Source organism: Paenibacillus sp. FSL R5-0378, from assembly GCF_038009285.1.
Classification (GTDB): Bacteria; Bacillota; Bacilli; order Paenibacillales; family Paenibacillaceae; genus Paenibacillus_AQ; species Paenibacillus_AQ favisporus.
Genome location: NZ_JBBPAY010000001.1, coordinates 3,232,628 through 3,254,273, shown reverse-complemented (window position 1 = coordinate 3,254,273; position 21,646 = coordinate 3,232,628). Strand labels below are relative to the sequence as shown.

General features: G+C 53.2%; 25 protein-coding genes. 6 read left to right on the top strand and 19 right to left on the bottom strand.

Annotation, left to right across the window (positions count from 1 at the left end; all coding sequences use genetic code 11):
- Window positions 1-238: 238 nt before the first annotated feature.
- From MKY74_RS15270 to rplS, 8 genes are all read right to left on the bottom strand, one after another.
- Window positions 239-919, bottom strand: coding sequence for a ribonuclease HII (locus tag MKY74_RS15270; RefSeq protein WP_279628445.1), 681 nt, complete (start codon window positions 917-919; stop codon window positions 239-241).
- A 737-nt stretch (window positions 920-1,656) separates the two neighbouring features.
- Window positions 1,657-2,406: an amino acid ABC transporter ATP-binding protein gene (locus MKY74_RS15265; protein ID WP_076168199.1), complete on the bottom strand. Its 750-nt coding sequence runs from the start codon at window positions 2,404-2,406 to the stop codon at window positions 1,657-1,659.
- A gap of 18 nt (window positions 2,407-2,424) precedes the next feature.
- Window positions 2,425-3,102, bottom strand: coding sequence for an amino acid ABC transporter permease (locus MKY74_RS15260; RefSeq protein WP_076168201.1), 678 nt, complete (start codon window positions 3,100-3,102; stop codon window positions 2,425-2,427).
- Between the two features lie 21 nt (window positions 3,103-3,123).
- Entirely contained in the window at window positions 3,124-3,918 is a 795-nt protein-coding gene (locus MKY74_RS15255) for an amino acid ABC transporter substrate-binding protein (RefSeq protein ID WP_084203851.1), read from the bottom strand.
- A 189-nt stretch (window positions 3,919-4,107) separates the two neighbouring features.
- Entirely contained in the window at window positions 4,108-4,944 is an 837-nt protein-coding gene (locus tag MKY74_RS15250; protein WP_076168205.1) for a YitT family protein, read from the bottom strand.
- Between the two features lie 145 nt (window positions 4,945-5,089).
- Window positions 5,090-5,956: a ribosome biogenesis GTPase YlqF gene (gene ylqF, locus MKY74_RS15245; protein WP_076169548.1), complete on the bottom strand. Its 867-nt coding sequence runs from the start codon at window positions 5,954-5,956 to the stop codon at window positions 5,090-5,092.
- A gap of 48 nt (window positions 5,957-6,004) precedes the next feature.
- Window positions 6,005-6,625: a signal peptidase I gene (gene lepB / locus MKY74_RS15240; RefSeq protein ID WP_076168207.1), complete on the bottom strand. Its 621-nt coding sequence runs from the start codon at window positions 6,623-6,625 to the stop codon at window positions 6,005-6,007.
- 217 nt (window positions 6,626-6,842) lie between these two features.
- Window positions 6,843-7,187 (bottom strand): 50S ribosomal protein L19, encoded by a 345-nt coding sequence (rplS, locus tag MKY74_RS15235; RefSeq protein ID WP_076168209.1) that lies wholly within the window; start codon window positions 7,185-7,187, stop codon window positions 6,843-6,845.
- Between the two features lie 449 nt (window positions 7,188-7,636).
- Between rplS and MKY74_RS15230 the strand changes: the two genes are divergently transcribed.
- Together MKY74_RS15230 and MKY74_RS15225 are read left to right on the top strand one after the other, a co-directional pair.
- Window positions 7,637-8,914, top strand: coding sequence for an MFS transporter (locus MKY74_RS15230; protein WP_076168211.1), 1,278 nt, complete (start codon window positions 7,637-7,639; stop codon window positions 8,912-8,914).
- Between the two features lie 97 nt (window positions 8,915-9,011).
- The gene (locus MKY74_RS15225; protein WP_076168213.1) at window positions 9,012-9,560 is read left to right on the top strand and encodes a helix-turn-helix domain-containing protein; all 549 of its coding nucleotides are present in this window, start codon (window positions 9,012-9,014) and stop codon (window positions 9,558-9,560) included.
- Between the two features lie 116 nt (window positions 9,561-9,676).
- Here the strand turns inward: MKY74_RS15225 and MKY74_RS15220 are convergent, their stop codons facing one another.
- The 10 genes from MKY74_RS15220 to trhA form a co-directional block, all read right to left on the bottom strand.
- Window positions 9,677-9,919: a hypothetical protein gene (locus MKY74_RS15220; protein WP_076168215.1), complete on the bottom strand. Its 243-nt coding sequence runs from the start codon at window positions 9,917-9,919 to the stop codon at window positions 9,677-9,679.
- Between the two features lie 21 nt (window positions 9,920-9,940).
- Window positions 9,941-10,900: a GNAT family N-acetyltransferase gene (locus MKY74_RS15215; protein WP_144025356.1), complete on the bottom strand. Its 960-nt coding sequence runs from the start codon at window positions 10,898-10,900 to the stop codon at window positions 9,941-9,943.
- A 390-nt stretch (window positions 10,901-11,290) separates the two neighbouring features.
- Window positions 11,291-12,646: a dipeptidase gene (locus tag MKY74_RS15210; RefSeq protein ID WP_076168217.1), complete on the bottom strand. Its 1,356-nt coding sequence runs from the start codon at window positions 12,644-12,646 to the stop codon at window positions 11,291-11,293.
- A 146-nt stretch (window positions 12,647-12,792) separates the two neighbouring features.
- The gene (gene trmD / locus MKY74_RS15205; RefSeq protein ID WP_076168219.1) at window positions 12,793-13,554 is read right to left on the bottom strand and encodes a tRNA (guanosine(37)-N1)-methyltransferase TrmD; all 762 of its coding nucleotides are present in this window, start codon (window positions 13,552-13,554) and stop codon (window positions 12,793-12,795) included.
- A complete protein-coding gene (rimM, locus tag MKY74_RS15200; RefSeq protein WP_076168221.1) occupies window positions 13,554-14,075 on the bottom strand; it encodes a ribosome maturation factor RimM in 522 nt (173 codons plus the stop codon). Before rimM ends, trmD begins: the two co-directional genes overlap by 1 nt.
- 125 nt (window positions 14,076-14,200) lie before the next feature.
- Window positions 14,201-14,431: a KH domain-containing protein gene (locus MKY74_RS15195; protein WP_076168224.1), complete on the bottom strand. Its 231-nt coding sequence runs from the start codon at window positions 14,429-14,431 to the stop codon at window positions 14,201-14,203.
- Window positions 14,432-14,453: 22 nt separating this feature from the next.
- Window positions 14,454-14,726, bottom strand: a complete 273-nt coding sequence (rpsP, locus tag MKY74_RS15190) for a 30S ribosomal protein S16 (RefSeq protein WP_076168226.1) — start codon at window positions 14,724-14,726, stop codon at window positions 14,454-14,456.
- An 85-nt stretch (window positions 14,727-14,811) separates the two neighbouring features.
- Window positions 14,812-16,194, bottom strand: coding sequence for a signal recognition particle protein (ffh, locus tag MKY74_RS15185; protein ID WP_076168228.1), 1,383 nt, complete (start codon window positions 16,192-16,194; stop codon window positions 14,812-14,814).
- A 24-nt stretch (window positions 16,195-16,218) separates the two neighbouring features.
- Complete coding sequence (locus MKY74_RS15180) at window positions 16,219-16,575, bottom strand: putative DNA-binding protein (protein WP_076168230.1); 357 nt, start codon at window positions 16,573-16,575, stop codon at window positions 16,219-16,221.
- Between the two features lie 126 nt (window positions 16,576-16,701).
- Window positions 16,702-17,349 (bottom strand): PAQR family membrane homeostasis protein TrhA, encoded by a 648-nt coding sequence (gene trhA / locus MKY74_RS15175; RefSeq protein WP_076169553.1) that lies wholly within the window; start codon window positions 17,347-17,349, stop codon window positions 16,702-16,704.
- A 229-nt stretch (window positions 17,350-17,578) separates the two neighbouring features.
- Between trhA and MKY74_RS15170 the strand changes: the two genes are divergently transcribed.
- The 4 genes from MKY74_RS15170 to MKY74_RS15155 are packed head-to-tail and all read left to right on the top strand — an operon-like array spanning window position 17,579 to window position 20,358.
- Window positions 17,579-18,607, top strand: coding sequence for a glycosyltransferase (locus MKY74_RS15170; RefSeq protein ID WP_076168232.1), 1,029 nt, complete (start codon window positions 17,579-17,581; stop codon window positions 18,605-18,607).
- Between the two features lie 16 nt (window positions 18,608-18,623).
- Window positions 18,624-19,631, top strand: coding sequence for a polysaccharide pyruvyl transferase family protein (locus MKY74_RS15165; protein ID WP_076168234.1), 1,008 nt, complete (start codon window positions 18,624-18,626; stop codon window positions 19,629-19,631).
- Window positions 19,632-19,682: 51 nt separating this feature from the next.
- The gene (locus tag MKY74_RS15160) at window positions 19,683-20,117 is read left to right on the top strand and encodes a hypothetical protein (protein ID WP_084203767.1); all 435 of its coding nucleotides are present in this window, start codon (window positions 19,683-19,685) and stop codon (window positions 20,115-20,117) included.
- 37 nt (window positions 20,118-20,154) lie between these two features.
- Entirely contained in the window at window positions 20,155-20,358 is a 204-nt protein-coding gene (locus MKY74_RS15155) for a hypothetical protein (RefSeq protein ID WP_076168236.1), read from the top strand.
- A 269-nt stretch (window positions 20,359-20,627) separates the two neighbouring features.
- Here MKY74_RS15155 and ftsY read toward each other — a convergent pair whose 3' ends face one another.
- Window positions 20,628-21,641 carry a signal recognition particle-docking protein FtsY gene (gene ftsY / locus MKY74_RS15150; RefSeq protein ID WP_076168238.1) on the bottom strand — a complete coding sequence of 338 codons (1,014 nt, stop codon included), beginning with the start codon at window positions 21,639-21,641 and terminating at the stop codon, window positions 20,628-20,630.
- Window positions 21,642-21,646: the final 5 nt, after the last annotated feature.

Sequence of the window (21,646 nt, the reverse complement as noted above, 5' to 3'; positions counted from 1 at the left end):
GAATAAGTTTTATCGGATGCTGGGGTCATCGTTACGTCCTGATTGGTCCGCGAGGAACAGAGACGACGCGAAATGGCGACCCTGCACCTCAGGTTGGCCTGTTTTCTGAATCAAAGCTTGCAGATGCTTATCCAGGAAAACGCACCTACCAAAATTCTGATCAGCCAAACTTTCTCCTTATAAAAGTTTACATCGCGACACCCGAGTTTCCATTTAACCTGGCAAAAAAACAGCAGCCCTAGAACAGGGTCTGCTGCACAACTTCCATATTTTTCAAAAAACTGCGGCGATGCATCGGTGTCGGTCCCAAAGCTGCCAGCTGCTCACGGTGCAGTTTGGTTGCATAGCCCTTATGAATCGCGATGCCGTACTCGGGATACTTCGCCTCCCATTCTCCTTCACACAGCCGGTCTCGGCTAACCTTGGCCACGATCGAAGCCGCGGCAATCGATTGGCTGTTTGCGTCCCCTTTGATGATCGCCAGCTGTGGAACGGGCACGTCCACATGCTCCGCGTCCACCAGCAAAAAATCCGCGGTGATCGTCAGGCCAAGCACCGCCTTTTTCATCGCCAGGCGGGCCGCCTGCTTAATATTGATTTCATCGATCGTTCGGGCATCCACGTACCCTACGCTGACGGCAAGCGCCTGCTCCATAATCACGTCGTACAGAAGGTCCCGTTTTTTGGCGCTCAACTTTTTCGAATCGTCGACGCCCTCCAGAACGAGTCCTTCCGGCAGGATCACGGCCGCCGCCACCACGTCGCCAAATAAACAGCCTCTGCCAACCTCGTCCACACCCGCTATGTACCGGTAATCTCTTTCTATGTATTCGCGTTCATATTTTAGCAGGTCCCTCGGGGACTGCTCGATCTCTTCCGTATCCATGCTGTCTTTCCTCCTTCGTGCTGCAAGAGCCAAGGGGTATTCCCGCCCATTCCCCTGGCAAGTCTATCAAACTCGCAATCTATCCTTTTTATTGTACTATGTTCGGGCAGCGGATTCCAACGAAAAACGACATCTGGCAGGCTTCCAAAATCGGGATGCGGACTGCTGGAGTGCAGAAGATGCGCCGAGCCGAAATGTCCGAAAGCATTAGCTGGTGAAAGACGAAGTTAGCCGTAAAATGTGCCGCAAAGAAAAAAATGTACTGTAAAGAGGCGAGTGTGCTTAAAAAGAAGAGTGTACTGCAAAGAGGAGGAATGTGCTGAAAAAAGAAGTCTACTGCTAAGAGAAAAATGTGCTGTAGTAAGAAATGAACTGCAAAGGGAAGAATGTACTTCAAAGAGTGAACATGGATGTTGATATATCAAACGTTTGAATACGGGTTATACGTGGTTTTTGGCAATCCCGAAGTCCACCGTGAACTGACTAAGCTCTTTGACATGCATTATGCAACCAATGAAGAATGATGGTGCCAAGGGCTATGAGGGGTAGCCACAGCCAACACATCCTATGTAAGAACTTCTACCTTGCACAAGCGTTTTGACACTAACCCAGTCAGCTATATTTTTCATAAATAACCAATAAAATACTACCATTCAGCTGCTTGAGAAGGCACCACAACTTTAATCACCCGTACACCACGATCCCCACACAAAAAAATAGCTGCATCAATGCAGCTATCGTCGCCGTGCCCTCAAGCACCTGCATGTATTCTACACCGGCTCGCTGAGCAGCGACAAAAACTGCCTCGTCCGCTCCTGCGCCGGATGGTTTAGCACCTCAATCGGGCTGCCCTGCTCCATGATGATTCCTTCGTCCATAAACACGATCCGGTCCGCCACCTGGCTCGCAAATTTCATCTCATGGGTCACGATGGCCATCGTCATGCCTTCTACAGCCAGCTCTTTGATGACCTTCAGCACTTCACCGACCAACTCCGGATCCAGGGCGGACGTCGGTTCATCGAATAAAAGCAGCTCCGGACCGATGCCCATTGCCCGGGCAATACCGACCCGCTGCTGCTGTCCGCCGGACAGCTGGTGCGGATAGGAGTCCGCTTTGCCGGCAAGTCCTACCTTGCCCAGAAGCTCCAGCGATCTCTCCTTAGCCTCCGCTCGGCTCTTTTTCTGCACGATGACCTGCGCCTCCATCACGTTCTGCAGAGCCGTCATATGGGGAAACAGATTATACGATTGAAAAACCATACCGGTTTTCCTCCGGAAAGCCAGGATATCTCCCCTTCCCGGCTTGTTTCCTTCCCTGAACGACAAGGCGGAGTCTCCGATCCGCAGCGTTCCTTCCGTCGGGATTTCCAGCAGGTTGATGCAACGGAGCAGCGTCGTTTTTCCGGAACCGGAGGGCCCGATGATGACCGTTACTTGCCCTTTTTCGATCGACAGGTCGATTCCCTTGAGCACTTCATTGCTGCCAAAGCTTAATCTCAGGTCGTTGATTTCAATCATGATGCATCCCTCGTTTCGCTATCTTGCGGCATAACGGTCAAACCGGTGTTCGAGCTGATGCTGGACCGCCGACAGAACGGTGCTGAAGATGAGGTAGATCAAGGCTACCTCGCAGTACAGCAGCAAAGGCTCATACACGACCGCCGTTATTTGCTGCCCCTTTTGGAACAGCTCTGTGAGTGTCACCGTCGCAGCCAGCGACGTATCCTTCAGCAGGCTGATAAAAGAGTTGGCCAGCGGAGGCAGCGATACCCTTGCCGCCTGCGGCAGAACAATCCGGCGCAGCGCCTGGGAACGGGTCATCCCGACCGAGTACGCCGCCTCCCACTGCCCCTTGGCGATGGACTGGATCGCGGCGCGCATAATTTCGGAACCATAGGCTCCGACACTGATTGAGAACCCGATCACCGCGGCGGTGAATGCGTCGATGACAACGCCGATGCTCGGAAGCCCGTAGAAAATGATAAACAGCTGGACAAGCAGCGGAGTCCCCCGGATGATCCACACATAAAACCAGGCGACCCGCTGGAGAATGCTCCAACGCGACAATCGGGCCAGCGCGGTAAGGAACGCCAGCACGAAACCGAGAATGAAGGAAATGATCGTCAGGGGAATCGTGAACTTGATCCCCGCCATAAGCAGCGGCACAAAGGAGTCGATAAAAATATCGGTGAGATGGGCGGTTCTGTCATTCATCGGTTAACCCCCTTTTGCCGCTTATTTCGATACATCCGTACCAAAGTATTTTTTGGAGATGGCAAGGTACGTTCCATCCTTCTTCATGTCGGCCAGCGCCTGGTTAATGGCGTCCCGCAGCTCGTTGTTGTTTTTGTTCATCAGTACGGCGCTGGTGCTTCCCGTATCGGTTTCGTCCACCACCTTGATCGGCGCGTCGGGACGTCTTGTTTTGAAGTCGAGATAGGACAGTTTGTCGTTCACCGTAGCATCGATGCGCCCGGACAGCAGCAAGTCGATCGCTTGGTTAAATCCGTCGACCTGCACGATCGTGGCACCGTTGTCCTTAGCTATTTGATTCAGATTGCTCGTCAGCGACTGCCCTGCTTTTTTGCCTTTGAGGTCGGCGAGCTTTTTGATGTCCTGATTATTGTCCTTCACAATCAAAACCGCCTTGGAGGCGATGTAAGGGTCCGAAAAGTCGTATTTAGCCTTCCGCTCTGCATTAATGGATACTTCGTTCATCACCACGTCGAAACGCTTGGCGTCCAAGCCGGCGATCATGCCGTCCCATTTCGTTTCGATAAACTCCGGCTTCACGCCGAGCCTTTTGGCAATCTCCCGGCCCAGGTCAACGTCAAAACCGGTCAGCGTTCCTTTATCATCATGATAGGTAAAAGGTGCATACGTTCCTTCCGTGCCGATGCGCAGCTTGCCGCTTTGCTTGATCGTCTCAAGCAGGTTTTTCCCCGTCTGGGCGCCCCCGGTTTGCCCTTCCTGCGGCTTCGTTCCCGTATTTCCGCCGCACGCCGTCGTCACGGCCAGCATCAACGTCATCACGATTGCCCAATAAATCCGCCAGCTTCTCACATTTTTCCTCCTCTAACCGTTTTCACCTATTTTGCCACGATGCTGTATTTTCATTCGCGGCCGCCCTACTTACGCTTGATCCCGACAAAAAAAGCCCATGACCCCAGGTCATGAGCTTTCCTCTTCTCTATTATAAGTCTATTTTCTGCTGCGACACTATTTCGATATGTCGATAAATCCTTCCCCAAACACGTCCCGAACGTCATGGATCGTAATAAACGCCTGCTTGTCCGCTACCTTGACGATCTTTTTCAGGACAGGCACCTCCTGCTTGCTGATGACGATGTACAGCACTTCCTTGGCCGACTTGCTGTAATAGCCGTACCCTTTAAACACGGTGACTCCCCGGTCCATAACCCGGTTAACCTTCTCGGCGATCTCCGCATGCTGCTCCGATACGATCATCACCGCCTTTTTCGGGTTCAAGCCCTCGATGATGAATTCCATCACCTTCGTACCGACGAACAGCATAATGATCGTCAGCATCAGGCTTTCCGCGCCAATGATAAAGTAGGAGGAGAACGCGACGATCAGATCAAAGAACAGCAGGGCGTAACTGATGTTCCAGTCCCAGTATTTATGGGCAATCCGCGCCAAAATGACCGTACCGGCGGTGGTGCCTCCGGCCCTCACGATCAGCCCGATGCCGACACCGGCCAATACACCGCCAAAAATCGCATTGACGATCGGTTCGTTCGATGTTAGTGTCCAATTTTCGGTCAAATGGAGGAACAAAGAGTTAAACACGACGGCAACGATGGTGTACACCGTCGTCATTTTGTCCAAAAACTTATAACCCACGATCAGCAGGATGGCGTTCAAAATCAGGTTAACCAATCCCGGCGACCATGCAAACAGGTAGTACAGGATGATCGTAATCCCGGTCACACCGCCTTCGCCCAGGTCGTGGGGAATGACAAACAGATTGATATCGAGCGCAAAAATAAACGCCCCCGCGATGATCGTCATGATTTCCATCATTCTTTTTTTCATATGACGGCCTTCCTCTCCCATAAATCAACACGCAAAAAAAGCCCAGTACCTATAACGGAACTGGGCTTGTTCGTTCACTATGATACTGTACATCTCGCTTTGATACACGCTGGACACATGAATCGTATCCGGCGTTCTTTTCCGATTAATAAGGGGCTTCCATCGAGAACCGGCCCATTTTGCCGGCGCGCAGCTCCCGCAGCAGCGTCTTCGACGCTTTCTCAAGATCCACCCGTCCGCCGCTCATCAAGCAGCCGCGCTTACGCCCCACCGCTTCCATGATAGCGACGATTTCGTCGCTTTCGTCCGGGTTATGCGGCATGTCCGCGTCGATCTCGAAGCGCTCACGGAAGGCGTCCCAGTAATACTGGACCAGGTATTTGACCGCAAAAAAGGCGACATCCTCTACGTTCAGGATCTCTTCCTTGATCGCGCCGGTTACCGCGAGGCGGTAGCCAACGTTCTCGTCCTCAAATTTGGGCCACAAAATCCCCGGAGTATCCAGAAGCTCGATTTCTCCGCCTACCTTAATCCACTGCTGGCCCTTCGTCACGCCCGGCCGGTCCCCCGTTGCAGCAATGCTGCGCCCGGCGAGCCGGTTGATCAGCGTCGACTTGCCTACGTTCGGGATGCCGACGATCAGCGCACGGATCGCCCGCGGGTTCATCCCCTTGGCGATTTGGCGATCGATCTTCTCCTTCAGGAGCAGCTTCAGCTGTCCAGGAATTTCTTTCACGCCCGTACCTGTAGCCGCATCGACCGGAAATGCCGTATGGCCTTCCTCTTTAAAGTAATCCTGCCACTGCTTCGTTACCGAAGGGTCTGCCAAATCCGCCTTGTTCATAATGATCAGCCGGGGCTTCCCCTGCAAAATCTCGTCAATCATCGGATTTCGGCTGGACAGCGGAAGACGCGAATCGATCAGCTCGATCACGACGTCAATCAGCTTTAACTTATCCTGTATTTGGCGGCGCGCTTTGGTCATATGACCAGGAAACCATTGAATCGTCACCGTCATCACCTCATTCTCTTGTCCGCAAACAGCCTCATTCCACGTTCATTAATGGTTGATCAAATGGATGTCCTTCACCGGCCAGAAGATGAGGTCAGCCCGTCCGACGATATCCCCGAGCGGCACATAACCGATCATCCGGCTGTCCGTACTGTCGGACCGGTTATCCCCCATCACGAACACATGACCTTCGGGAACCTTGCCATCCGGAAACGCGCTGTTTGGAAAATCTTTGTCATTATACATCTGGCCCGCTTTATGGCTTGCATCGATGGCACCCTGTATGTAGGTTTCATTGACTTTTTTGCCGTTCACGGTCACCGTGTCGCCTTCCACCTTGACGGTATCGCCTGCGACGGCAATCACGCGTTTGATAAAATCCTTGCCTTCGGACGGAACATGGAACACGATAACCTCTCCACGATGCGGAGCCCGGATGTCGTACAATATTTCATTGACGATCAACCGCTCGCCTGTATGAAAGTTTGGCTGCATGGAGGGTCCGTCCACAATAAACGGTTTGAAGAGAAGCCAGCGGATCAGTGCCACCAAAATCAGGGCAATGATGATCGCTTTCAGCCATTCTACGACTTCATTTTTCCCTTTTTTTGGTGGTTTATGATCTTCTTCCTTCAGTTCCACCGCATCGCTCTGAATGTCCTGCTGCATATATCCACCGCCCTCTCCTAGTTTTGCCGAAAAGAAAAGCTCCCATTACGGAGCCGTGTATGCTTTCTTTGGACCAGCGAAGCGAAAAGGCATTCGTGATCGCCAGAAAAATCTCCGCTTCTCGCGGTCTGTCAATTTGGTTCGTTCATCTATTGACGCCTTTTTTATCCTAAAACGAAAAGGGCTTGAAATCAAGCCCTTTAGCGTTGTTCGCTGATTAACGGCGAATCTCTTTAATTCTTGCTGCTTTACCGCGCAGTTCACGAAGATAGTACAGTTTGGCGCGACGTACTTTACCGTAACGAGCCACTTCGATCTTCTCGATTTTTGGCGAGTTGATTGGGAAAGTTCTTTCTACCCCAACACCGTAAGAGATTTTACGCACTGTAAAAGTCTCAGCGATGCCGCCTCCGCGACGCTTAATCACAACACCTTCGAACAACTGGATACGCTCGCGGGATCCCTCGATAACCTTAACGTGCACTTTCAAAGTGTCGCCAGGACGAAAGCTAGGGATGTCGGTGCGAAGCTGTTCTTTGGTAATCTCTTGTAGGATGTTCATTTAGGACTCCTCCTTCCGTACAGGTGTTCTTGCCTCTTCCGGAAAACCCTCTGTTTTCCTTCATCATCCGCAGCGGACCACCGTATTCCACACAACAGCATTTATTGTAGCATATTTGTTTCATCCTTTGCAACTATAAATCTTTCAGTTGTTGCGCCGCCCCTCGGTTGAAAAAATAGCAAAGTCTCGCTCTCCCAAAGACAGATACTGCACACCGAAAAATAGGCTGACCCAATTGTAAGAAAAACGTCTATCGACGTACCTTCAAAGAAGACAGACCGCATTTAAAAGGAAGTTTTTCTTGCGATTATAGAATGGTTCAGCTTCGCTGAAATTTATTAATTCTATAATCTTAAAAAACTTCTTGCCAAAATCGGAATTGACGTTAAAATAAATTTATCATTAAAATAATTTTAACGTTAATAAAAATTGAATGGGGATGTCCTTTCATGAGCGAAACCGTATTGCTTCAGCAGAATCAAGGTGTGCGCAGGCTGGCGAAACACAAGTTGTATCTAATAATGATCACCGCCAAAATCATTTCACGATTCGGGGATTCCGTGGATTCCATCGCCTACAGCTGGATGGTCTATCTGCTTACCGGCTCCGAGCTGCTAATGGGAACACTGTACGCCATCAACTTCGTTCCAGGCATTGCTTTCAGTATGTTTACCGGCGTCCTGGTCGACCGCTGGTCCAAGAAAAAGGTCGTGATCGTGACGAATGCCGGCCGGGGTATCACGGTAACCGTGACGGCGCTGCTCTATTTCATAGGAGACTTGCAGCCGTGGCACCTGTTTATTTTTACGTTCATCAACTCTACGCTCGAATGCTTCTCCACGCCGGCGGAGATGTCCCTCGTTCCCCGCATTTTGCCCAAGGAGCTGCTGCTCAGCGGCAATTCGCTGACGTCGTCTGCTTCCCGCACCGCAGAGCTTGCCGGTCTGGCCGCAGCCGGCGGCCTGATCGCCATGCTCGGCATTTCCGGAGCGATGCTGATCGACGCCTTGTCTTTTCTGCTGGCCGCCCTCTTGTACGTCTGGATCCGTATCGACCGGGATCGCGGGCAGGAAAACGATGACGACGCAGATCTGATACAGGAAGAGGAAAGCCCGTCCTACTGGAGCCAGTTTAAAACCGGCCTGAAGTTCGTTAAAGGCCACAAGCTGATGATGATGACCATGCTTTCGGCCGCATTCGTGAATCTTTGCCTCACGCCCAAAAACGTGCTTGAGCCCGTTTATGTCAAACAAATACTCCACTCGGGCCCATACGGCCTCAGTTTGATCGGCATCGCCCTGATTACCGGCATGATTATCAGCGGCATTTGGATCAGCCAGAAGGGCTCCGCTTACCGCAAAAGCAGTCTGATCGTGTTCGGATTTTTGCTGCTCGGGGTTACGTACAGCCTTCTCTACGTCCCCGCCCTTCTAAGGGAATATCCTCTCTATGCCGCGGCCGCCTTTTGCTTTGGCATGGGATTCGCCATTTCGTTTATCAACACGCCGGTATCCACCTATATGATGGAAGTCACCCCCAAAGCGATGCTTGGCCGGGTCGGGGCGCTGTCGAGCACGATCTGCACCTGCGCCATTCCCGTCGGAAGCCTGCTGGCCGGTTGGGCCGGAGCATTCGTCGGGGTCCACGTGCTGTACCTCGTTTTTGGGCTGCTGATGCTGATACCGGGGGTCTATCTGTGGAGCCAGAAAGGATTTATGAAAATCTAAAGCGTTGGAAACATTTTGTGCTCGGAAGCCATCTCGGCTTATAATGGGGATAAACGATCCGGAAAACAAGATACGGGAAATGTAGAGGTGCACAACATTGGAGACCAAAGAACTGAGCACGATCGAGGAGATCCGGATTTATTCCGATCCATACCGTTTGAAAATATTAAGCTGCTTTCAGAAGGCCGACCAGCCAATGACGATCAAAGATATCGCTGACAAACTCGGGGAAGTTCCGGCCAAGGTCTACTATCACGCCAAAAAGCTGGAGAGCATCGGGTTAATTGTCCTCGTGCACACCAAGCAAATCAACGGAATCACGGCCAAATATTATCAAGCCTTCAAAGGATCCGTACGGATTAAGCGCAGCAAGGACATTGATGAGGCGGCCCAGAAAATCTTCCGTTCCGAAACGCAAAAGCTGCTGGAGGATTTGTATGAGGAGAGCAAGCGTAAGTTTCTGAAGGCTCAGAACCAGGAGGAGCCTGCCGGGAACCTGTCCCATTCCGAGGTCTATTTGACGGAAGAGGAAGCCAAAGCGTTTTTTGAGAAATTGACAGAGTTTGTAGAAAAGCACACCGAGCGACAGCACCCGGATCAGAAGCTGTACGACGTATTTACCACGATTGCCAAGTTGGACGAATAGCCGCCCATACGCCGCAGCCACAACCAGCCCCCGGCCATTTGCCGGGGGCTGGTTGTCTACGAGCTGCGAAAATGGCAATTACCGCTTCTTCGCAGCTCTGACCATCCGCTTTGTGACTACAGGAGCTGCCTTGCGGCATGCTCATCCTCCTGGGCCACGTACAAGTCGTACTGCGTCATTCCGCGGCCCGTAAAGGTGTCCCGGCCGGTCGGCTGGCTCACGATGCGCGAGCGGTGGCGGATCCCTCCGCTCAGCAGTCTGGACTTGGCCCTTGCATAGCTGTCTGCGTCGAAAGATGTGAAGATCAGGATTCGCTCCTTGGGAAAAAAGAACCTCCAAATTGCTTTTGCCGGATTCATGCATCATCCTCCTTCCGAGAGCTACATCAGTGCTTTTTTGCCGATATTATATCCTTTCCAGGTCCGAAAACCAAGTTTGGCATAAAAATCCACATATTCCGTCCAATCGATTACCAGGTGCTTCACGCCTCTGGCCGTCAGCTCCGCGACCCCGTCCTGAACGATCGCCAGCCCGTAGCCTTTCCCGCGGAACCGGTCGTCCACGCCGAGCGGCCCGATGCCGCCAAGCGGTTCACTGAACAGCGGCGCCCAATACGTATTCTGGGCAATCAGCGGGGACTCGCCGTCGTTCACGCGGCAAAAGCCGATCATTTCGTCCCCAAGGAACAGGGCGACGAATTCCCTTCCCTGCCCTCCCCGTTCCCAATAGCACTGCGCCTCGTAATACCAGCGTCCCGGAAAGCACCGCTTGAAGAATCGGAGCATCTCTTCCCGGTCTCCCGGGACAAGCAGGCGGGCCAAGGCTCCATCCCGATACTCGGGCCGCTCTAGGCCATCGTCCGAGGTTTTGTTCACCAGGTCGAACACCTCGTACAGGTATTCGTACCCACGTCGCGCGAACCACGACTTAACCTCCGGCAGTGCGAGCGGCACCCCGGGAAAATAGTGCCACGGGTCACGCCCGATGCTGGCCGATACCGCTCCGGCTTCGCGCAAGGCGTTCTCGGCATGACGGAGCAGCCCTGACCCTATGCCCTGCCCCTGAGCATCGCGGCGGACGACGATGGCCTGAATCCATCCGCCGCCGTCACCCAGCTGCATTTCGCGCGCCGGCTCCTGCCACTTCTTGGCGATCACGAACCCAAGCAGACGGTCCTCCCCGTCTACAGCCAGTCCGGAAGCGGGGCCATACACGTTCACATCTTCAAAAGTATTTTGCTTCATCAGTTCCCTGCGCATCGGAAAATGGCCGCCCAGTTCCCCGTTCCAAAGGTCACACATCGCGTCAAGCCATTCGGCATCCATCGGAATGATCTTCAATATAACTCCTCCTTCTACAGTGGATCGTACGTGCAAACGAGTTCTGCAAAACATCTTGTCCATCGAGATATTTCATGTCAGCTCGACCCGTCTTTAGCTGCTGCTCTTCAAGCGGATAAGAATTGTAGCAAAAAGACTCCTACGTCTCGCTATAAAATAATATTACAAAACAATTATATTGATTGTGTTATAAAATTTCAACGGAGAATAATTAGGTTTCACAGTCCGTAGTGATGTGGAATTACCATGGAATTCATCAGCATACGGTTCGATCCAGGTCATTCCTTATTGAAGGCTAATATAAAAATCGCCGGATCCGAGCTGACAGCTCTCGATCCGGCGATTTCATTCATTTATGATCCTTTTCAGGACTCCTTATTCAGGAGATCGTTACACTCTTTTCAGGAAATCGACGATGGTCAGCAGGCCGAGATCGAAGTTTTCCAGGTTAAAGTGCTCGTTAGGTGCATGCAGGTTTTCGTCGGGAAGGCCAAAGCCCATGCATACGACCGGAGCAGCCAGTACACGGGAGAACGTCTCCACGATCGGGATGGAGCCTCCATCTCTCGTAAATACGGGACGCGTGCCGTATACTTCCTCGTAGGCTTCCGCCGCCTTTTGCAGAATCGGCGTGGACGGATCGATCGTAAATGCATTGCCCTTCTCGAACTGGATGACGGTTGCTTTGGCGCCCGTCGGTACGTGGCTGTAGATATGCTTTTCGATTTTGTTCAAGATGTCCTGCGGATCCTGATGTCCCACCAGACGGCATGTAATCTTCGCATGGGCTTCCTTCGGGATGACCGTTTTGCTGCCTTCGCCCTGGAATCCGCCGTAGACGCCGTTCAGCTCTAGGGTTGGGCGGGCGCCCGTTCTTTCAGCAAACGTGTACCCCTCTTCCCCGTACAGCTCGTCAAGGCCAAGGTCGCGCTTCAGCTTGTTCTCGTCTCCGGACTGCTTCGCAAACTCGGCATGATCCGCCTCCGTAAGCTCCGGAACGCCTTCGTAGAAGCCTTCCACCGTCACGCGGCCCTTGGCATCATGCAGGGAATCGAGCAGGCTGACCATCGCATGCAGCGCATTCGGCACGCCGCCGCCGTAGCTGCCGGAGTGCAGATCTGTATTGGCTGTATGGACATGAACTTCCAGTGAGCACAGACCGCGAAGACCGGTGCAGATCGCCGGTTTTCCTTTTTCCAGCAGGGACGTATCCGAGATCAGAACCGCATCGGCTTTCAGCAGCTCCTGCTGTGCCTCCAGGAACTTCGGAAGGTTCGGGCTTCCGACTTCCTCCTCGCCCTCCACGCAAAACTTGATGTTGACCGGAAGCTGCTTCTCCTGCTGAAGAATCGCTTCCACCGCCTTAATATGTAAAAAGATCTGCCCCTTATCGTCCGTTGCCCCTCTGGCGTACAGCTTGCCGTCGCGTTCGGCCGGCTCGAATGGTGGTGTATCCCACAGGTTCAGCGGGTCTACCGGCTGCACGTCATAGTGCCCATAGACGAGAACCGTCGGCTGTCCCGGTGCATGCAGATGGTCCGCGTAGACGATCGGGTGGCCGTTTGTTTCGTGGATCTTCACGTTTTCAAGGCCGGCCTTTTTGAGTGTCTCCGCCAGCCATTCCGCCGCCCGCTTAACGTCCGGCTTATGCTCGGACAATGCGGAAATACTCGGAATGGACAACCATTTCTTCAGTTCGTTCAGATGCTGATCGCGATGGGTTTGAAAATATGCTTTATAATCCATAATATCCTCCTGTCATGACTAATTTTACTTTGGTGCTCGTGTTCTTGATGCTCAACAAATTCAGACAACCTTATATCCAGACTAACGCATCTGACGCTAAAAAACCACTCCCTGGCAGAACCCAGGGGCCGTGGTTTACAGCTCGGTTATTCAAGTCCGCCATCGGTATCTTTCAGCCTGCGGAGCTTTTCCAGTGTCTTGCGGTCCCGGTCGGTCAGCTCCACCTCATCCAGCAGGTCCGGGCGCCGCTCCAGCGTCCGCTTCAGCGCCTGCTCCCGGCGCCAAGCCTCGATGTTCGCGTGGTGGCCGCTCAGCAGCATGTCCGGCACTTTCCAGCCCCGGAACTCCACCGGGCGGGTATAATGCGGGTACTCCAGCAGCCCGGTGCTGAAGGAATCCGTCACGGCCGACGTTTCGTTGCCCAGCACGCCGGGCAGCAGCCGGGAGACCGCATCAATCACGACCGCCGCCGGAAGCTCGCCCCCGGTCAGGACATAGTCGCCGATCGACAGCTCATCGGTGATGAGATGCTCACGAATCCGCTCGTCATATCCCTCATAATGACCGCAAACGAAGATCAAATGCTCTTCCTTCGCGAGTTCCTCCGCTTTTTTCTGGGAAAAGGTTTCCCCCTGCGGGCACATCAGAATGACTCTTGGCTTGGCCTGATTTCCCGCTTTCTCCAGCAGATCCTCGACAGCTGCAAAGATCGGCTCCGGCTTCAGAACCATCCCCCCGCCTCCGCCATAAGGCGTATCGTCAACCGTACCGTGCTTATTCCCGGAGTAATCCCGGAAATTGACGGTATGAAGCGAGATGATTCCTTTCTCCTGGGCCTTGCCGAGAATGCTTGTCCGGAAAACACCATCCAGCATTTCCGGGAACAGGGTCAGCACATCCACTCTCATTAGTCCAGCAGTCCTTCCATAATATGAACGAGTATTTTTTGGTTCGGAATATCTACATCAAGGACCACATCATCAATGACGGGGATGAGGATGCTCTTGCCGCCCTTTGGCTGGACTACCCATACGTCGTTCGCGCCGGGCGTCAAAATTTCCGTTACAACCCCAAGCTCCTTGTCTTCATCGGTCACGACGCTGCAGCCGATAATTTCATGGAAGTAATACTCGTCTTCGGGCAGCTCCACGAGATGCTCTTTGCCGACTTTCAGCATGCTGCCCTTAAATTTCTCCACATCATTAATATTGTCGTAGCCGTCCAATTTGATGATGTACATATTTTTATGAAGGCGGGCAGATTGAACGGTCACGTCGACCGGCTTGCCCCCGTCCTCCGGAACGATCATGAGCTCGCTCCCCTTGGCGAAACGGACCTCGGGAAAATCCGTGTACGACAACACTTTGATTTCTCCCTTGATGCCATGGGTGTTGACGATTTTGCCAACCTTATAAAGTGTTTCCGGCATGTTCTCCTCCTAGCTTCGTGGCGCCGGCGCTTCGGCGCGCCTTGTATTGCACGGATCTATTATATAATCTTCAGCATGTACGAAAAAGGGCTAGGACATGCATCCTAACCCCCTTTCGTATATCTTTAAGATATGATATCCACGGTCACGCGTTTATCCATTTTGACTGCTGCAGAAGTCACGACTGTTCGAAGCGCCTTGGCGATCCGGCCCTGCTTGCCGATGACCTTCCCCACATCCTCGGGATGCACGGTCAGTTCATAGACAATCAGGTGATCCTTCTCCACCGTCTTCACAGCCACCTCTTCAGGATGATCCACCAAAGCCTTAGCAATAACACCAACTAATTCTTCCATAGATAACCCTCACGATCAGTCATTATTTCTGCTGCTTGAGCTCATGGAACTTTTTAAGCACGCCTGCTTTGCTCAGCAGGTTGCGGACTGTGTCGGATGCTTGCGCACCGTTTTGCAGCCACGCCAGTGCTTTATCTTCATCGATTCTTACGTCAGCCGGTTGGTTGACCGGATTGTAGTAACCGATTTCTTCGATAAAACGGCCGTCACGTGGGGAACGGGAATCCGATACCACGATACGGTAGAAAGGAGCTTTATGAGCACCCATGCGTTTCAGACGAATACGTACTGCCACGAAATTCACCTCCTTCAACAAAATAAGAGTGGGGACAGTCTCCCGCCTTAGCGGAGGGAAAGCTGTCTATATAGAAATGCAGTGATTAACGGAAAGGAAACTTCATGCCGCCTTTGCCGGCCAATCCTTTCAGCTGCTTTAAAGCCTTGCCCTTCGGACCCTTCGGACCCATCATATCCGAGAACTGCTTCATCATCCGGCGCATCTCGTCAAACTGCTTGATCAGCCGATTGACCTCGGCGAGCGATGTGCCGCTGCCGGTCGCAATCCGCTTGCGGCGGTTGTGGTTGATGATATCCGGATTCTGTTTCTCGGCCTTCGTCATCGAAAAGACGATCGCCTCAATGCGGCCCATCTGCTTCTCGTCGACCTTCAGATCCTTGGTCTGCTTCAGCTTGCCCATCCCCGGGATCATGTCCATGATCTGGTCGATCGGGCCAAGCTTCTTCACCTGCTCCATCTGCTCCAGGAAATCGTCGAACGTAAACTCGGCGTTGCGCATTTTACGTTCCATTTCCTTGGCTTTCTCCGTGTCGATATTCGACTGGGCTTTCTCGATCAGCGAGAGCATGTCGCCCATGCCGAGGATCCGGGAAGCCATCCGCTCCGGATGGAACGGCTCCAGCGCATCGATCTTCTCGCCGAGCGCCGCAAACTTGATCGGACAGCCGGTTACGGCCTTAACGGACAGCGCGGCACCGCCGCGGGTATCGCCGTCGAGCTTGGTCAGCACGACGCCCGTCAGATCCAGCTGCTTGTTGAAGTGATCCGCGACGTTGACGGCATCCTGGCCTGTCATCGCGTCTACAACCAGCAGCACCTCGTCCGGCTTCACCTCGCTGTGGATTTGGCGCAGCTCTTCCATCAGCTCTTCATCGATGTGCAGGCGTCCCGCCGTATCGATGATCAGATAATCGTTCCCGTTATCCTTGGCATGCTGATAAGCCTGCTTCGCGATTTCCACCGGGCTTGTCTTGTCGCCGAGTGTAAATACCGGTACGCCGATCTGGTCACCCAGCACCTGAAGCTGCTTGATCGCCGCAGGGCGGTAAATATCGCCCGCCGCCATCAGCGGACGGTGGTTCTGCTTCTGCAGCATCTTCGCCAGCTTGCCTGATGTCGTCGTCTTACCGGCCCCTTGCAAACCTACCATCATAATGACGGTCGGAGGCTTGTTCGCCTTCGCCAGCTTCGCCTGGCTTCCTCCCATCAGCTCGGTCAGTTCTTTATTAACGATGTCGATGATGACCATGCCCGGCGTGAAGCTCTCCATCACTTCGGTGCCGATGGCCTTCTCTTTCACCTTGGCGACGAAATCCTTGACGACCTTAAAGTTAACGTCAGCTTCAAGGAGCGCAAGACGCACCTCGCGCATCGCTTCGTTAACGTCATCCTCGGACACCTTGCCTTTGCCGCGCAGCTTGCTGAATACGTTCTGCAGCCGGCTCGTCAATCCTTCAAATGCCATGAACCGCCACCTCCTTCTAACGCTTTATTCCAATTGCTGCAATTGATTTATGATTTGATATATTCTCGTTTTATCGGATTCAGACATGCCGCTGGACTCCGTAATGATCTGCAGCCGCTCAAGTTCTTGGCTGCGCTGCTCATGCTTCTGCAGCAGTCCCAGCTTCTCTTCATACATGTCCAGCACCTGCTCAGCCCGCTTGATATGCTCATAGACGGCCTGACGGCTGATGTCGAACTCGGCTGCAATCTCCCCGAGGGAGAAATCGTCATGAAAGTAATATTTAAGGAACGTCTGCTGCTTCTCTGTCAGCAGCTGTTCATAGAAATCAAACAAAAGGTTGATTCGATTCGTCTTCTCGAGCCGATTCTCCTGACTCACTGAGGGACACTCCCTTCGTCAAGGAAAAACACTTTACAGTTCTTTAACGTTCCTTATCATACAGAAAACAAAGAAAGATGTCAAGCAAATATCCTTGTCATCTTGAAAAGTTTCTTGTTTCTATCTTTACGACCAAGGAAGCAGATAGATCAGCACCGCAAAGAAATGCATCACGCTCCCGCCAAGTACAAACAAATGCCAGATCGCATGGTGATACGGAAAGCCCCTCCACACATAAAAAACGGTACCAAGCGTGTACAGGATCCCGCCGGCAGCCAGCAGCCAGATGCCTCCCGAAGCCACGGCGGCCGTCAGAGGCCCCCAGGCAACCACGACCATCCACCCCATAATAATGTAGAAAATCGTGGACATAAACAGAAATCGCTTCGTAAAAAATGCCTTGAACACGCAGCCGAGCAGTGCAATCCCCCATACGGTAGCGAACAGCGACCACCCCAACGGTCCCCGGATCGCAACCAGCATAAACGGCGTATACGAGCCCGCAATGAACAAGTAAATCGAGGAATGGTCAAAAATTTCGAACAGATCCTTGACCCTGCCCTCCTTAAAGCTGTGTACCAAGGTGGAGTTGATGTACAAAATCAGCATCGTCGTCCCGTAGATCGAAAAGCTGGCGATATGCCATGCCGTCCCCTTCATGGTGGAAAATACGATCAGCACCACCAATGCGGCAACGCTGAGCAGTGCCCCGATGCCGTGGGTAATGGCGTTCGCCACTTCTTCCTTCCGGGTGTAAGTGTGTGTATTAGCCATAAACAACCCCTTCATCAATCCTTTTATTTTCACCATTATAACCTCCAAGCCGCCCGCATTTCCACTTTCCCTGGGCTTATCCCATGGCGGGGCTCATGATGGACTGACATGCTATCCGTGTCGGCCGGGCTCTTTCCCCATTTCGGCTGTAATTGGTCCTTTCATCCAATTCTATAAAGCTATCAAAGCATATATTGTAAGCGGCTGGTTGAAAGGAGGTATGTAAACTATGGCAATCATTATTTATCCGAAAACGATGAACTGGAAGTACATGAAGCAGCGGCCGCAGCAGCTCATGACCCAGCTAGGGGCCAGGGGCCACCTCGTATTCTTTGAAAACCTGGCGCCGCTGGACCGTGAATTCATAGAAGTGGAGCCGAACGTGTTTTTGTTCACCGACCATCACGCATTTATGAAGAAGCTGAAGAAGCTTCGCGAAGACCATGCGGTCGTGGGCTGGACCACCTGGGCCAAACAGCGCACACGTCTGACTTCCCTCTACCGTCCGGATGCCATCATCTATGATTGCTGTGATGAGTTTCCGCACTGGGCCAAGTATGAAGTCAAGATGGTGGATGCTTCCGACCATTTGGTATGCACAGCCGAATCCATCCGGATGCGCCTGGAGCTGGCCTATCCTGATAAACCGGTAACGCTGATCCCGAACGGAGCTGATGCTTCCTTCTTCGATCCCGCCCCGTCCCAGCGCCCTCAAGACCTGCCGCAAGGGAAAGTCGCTGCCTATATCGGCGCCTGGGCCTACTGGCTCGATCACGATCTGTTCGCGAAGATGGCGTCTCACTATCCGAACGTGCATTTCGTGTCCATCGGTGCCGCCTACGGCGATATCCCCGACTATGCGAGGCTTCCGAATGTTCATGTGCTGGGCGAGAAGCCTCACACCGAGCTCAAAAAATATCTTCAGCATATCGACGTCGCGTTAATCCCTTTTCAGTATCACCCCATTACCCTCGCAACCAATCCTGTAAAAGCTTATGAATATATGGCATCAGGTGTGCCTGTACTGTCGACGGCGCTTCCGGAATGCATCCGCATGGAACCCCATGTCACGACGGCAACCACACACGACGATTTTATCGCCAAGCTGGGCCGGATGCTGGAAGAGCCCGACTCCCGTGAACAGCGGCTGGCTCGGATCGAATATGCGCGGAGCAACCGCTGGGAAGACCGGGGAGAAGCCGCGCACCAGGTCATTATGGACACGCTGCGGCGCAAGAGCGGGCTGAAGTCTGAATGAAAGGAGGCGTTTATCGTTGAACATTGGAGTATGCGGTTATTACGGCATGGGCAACTTCGGTGACGATCTTTTTCTGAGAACGCTGCAGCAGGTATTCGTTGGCCATGTGGTATATCCGTGGACCAGCCGTCTCGATCCGGCGCAAACCGACCACGTCATTATCGGGGGCGGAGACTTGATCACGCCGTATTCGTTTAACCCTTATTATTTTCCGGATGCGCTCAAGAACCACCCCAAATGGCTGTACGGCGTCGGCATCGTGGACAACTACCCGGAGTCCAGCTGGCCAGCGGACCAGGTTGCGAAATACAGGAATTATATCCGCACGGCGCAAATGGCCGTATTCCGGGACAGCCGTTCGGCCGATATCGCACAAAGAGCCGGATTCCATCAGCATGTTCAGCAGGCCCACGATATCGTATTTGCGTACAGGCAGCCTGACTACCCAGTCAAACGATTCTCCAGCCGGCCGACCATCGGCCTGTGCCTGTTTGCTTACCCTTCGTTCCCGTTTGAAAATATGCTGCAGCTGTCGCTCCACCTGATCCGGCAGGGTTACCACCTTGTGTTTATCCCCGTGATCAACCACCCCACTAATATTTACTCGGACCTTACCGTCTGCCAGCAAATGCTCTCCCGGATCAAGGAGGCCCTCCCGGGGGCATCCGCCGAAACGCTGCCTATGCTGATGGAATTAGACCTGACGTACAGCTATATCCAGTCGGTCGATTATTTGATCACCTACAAGCTCCACCCCGCCCTGGTCGCCCTGCGCGCCGGGAAACCGGTATTCGCCCTGAGCCAGATGCGCAAGGTTGAGAGCCTGCTGGATGCGTTCGGGATGAAAAAATACTACTGCGATTACAAGCTGCCTTACGAAGATCTGCAAAACAGGGTCGACGCGTTTCTGGAGGAAAGTCCCAAAGAAATAAAGCTGCAGGAAAAGGCGATCCGCCGCGCGGAGCGTGAAAGCCTGCATCAGCTGCGTCGGCTTAAGGAAGAAATCGAGTCTTACCGATCATAGTCCCTTTCGGGAAAGCAACTGCCAATGAATAAAAGGAGGAGAACGGGAGCCATGATGTTTTTCTGGAATCATAAGCATTGGAAAATCCGGATCCGACAGCTGCATGATCAGATCCTGCATCTGAGCCATGAGCTTCATCATGTGAAGGATGACGTGCGTCAGATTGAAACAAAGCTAAATGAGCACTTGTGGGAATGGAAGGAGCTTAAGGAGGAAATCAGACGGCTGGCCCGACGGATCGAGGAGTTGGAGTCGCTGGCGGATCGCGTTGCGAGGCTGGAAGAAGAAGTTATGACGGGCATTACGGACAATCCCGAGCTGCACGCCTACTTTGCAGGCAAGATCGGCAGCGAGGTCCGGGTGGATACGGCCAGTGCTACCCTGCAGGGTGTCGTGCTGACGGTAGCCGAAGACGCGGTCGAACTCCGCGAGAGCGGCGGTGACCTGCTGATCATTCCGTTCAGCCGGATTACTTCGGTTCAGTAACCAATGACAATCAATTCCACTCGAAAGGAGAACAACCATGGATTTCAAAGAATTGGTTCGCGGCTTCATAAACTCGGAAGTCGAAGTCATGACGCCCGGCGATATGATCACCGGCACGCTCATCTCGGTTAACGACGCTTCATTGATGCTGAAGGTTCCGCCGGTTATGTACGGCCCACCGGGGGATGTGGCCATCGTGCCGCTCCGGTCGGTCGAGTTTGTCAGAGTGCTGACGGATTAACGGATATGACAGGTTTGACGGGTTTGACGGGTTTGACGGGTTTGACGGGTTTGACGGGTTTGACGGGTTCGACGGGTTCGAAACACGACCTGCAGCTCGTCGATTCACTTCACGGTCAGACCTCAAGGATGTCTGATTGCTTCTGTTTGAAGCCAAAAATGCGGCGAGGCTGGAGGCATTTTGCTCGGCCCAACGCAAAAAAGAAGGGTGGCTGCATGCCATCCTTCTTTTTGTTTGTTTTTTATGCAAGTATCCCTTCCGTACACGGATCAGTGCTGCGTTTCATCCTGCGCTGCGCCTTCCGCCTCCTGCTCCTGGATCAGTCCGGCGAACAGGGCATGAACAAACTGCTGGGAATCAAACGGCTGCAAATCCTCCATTTTCTCACCAAGGCCTACGAGCTTCACCGGAAGGTTGAGCTCCTGGCGGATCGCCACGACGATACCGCCCTTCGCCGTACCGTCAAGCTTCGTCAGAACAAGGCCTGTGACCCCGCTCTTCTCCCCGAACAGCTTGGCCTGGCTGAGGGCGTTCTGTCCCGTCGTTGCGTCAAGCACCATCAGCACCTCATGCGGAGCGCCCGGAATTTCCCGCTGAATGACGCGGAAAATTTTATTCAGCTCCTCCATCAGGTTCGTTTTGTTCTGCAGCCGTCCCGCCGTGTCGCAGATCAGCACATCCGCCTGGCGCTGCTTGGCAGCCTGAACCGCGTCAAACATGACCGCGGCCGGATCGGAGCCGGCATGCTGCTTGATGACCTCTACGCCTGCGCGTTCGCCCCACACTTCGAGCTGCTCGATCGCCCCGGCACGGAACGTATCGCCGGCGGCAAGAAGCACCTTTTTGCCTTCCTGCTTGAAGCGGTGGGCGAGCTTGCCGATCGTCGTCGTCTTGCCGACGCCGTTGACTCCAACAAATAGAATGACGGTAATGCCGTCTTCATTCATGCGGAGCGCGTTGTCGTCATCGCCACGCAGCAGCTCCATCAATTTCTGCGAAAGGATCGGCTGCAGCTCCACCGCGTCCTCAATCCGCTGCTTCTTCACTTCGGTACGCAGATCGTCGATCAGCTCCATGACCGTGTTCACGCCCACGTCCGCGCCGATCAGAATTTCCTCGAGCTCCTCATAGAACTCCTCGTCGATCTTTTTGCGGCGCGTCATCAGGTCGGTGACCCGTTCCACGAATCCTTTGCGCGTTTTTTCCAATCCGTCCCGGAACTGCTTCGTTACGGATTCAGTCTTGCTTGAAATGCTCTCTCTCAGCTTTCTGAAAAAGCTCATAGGTC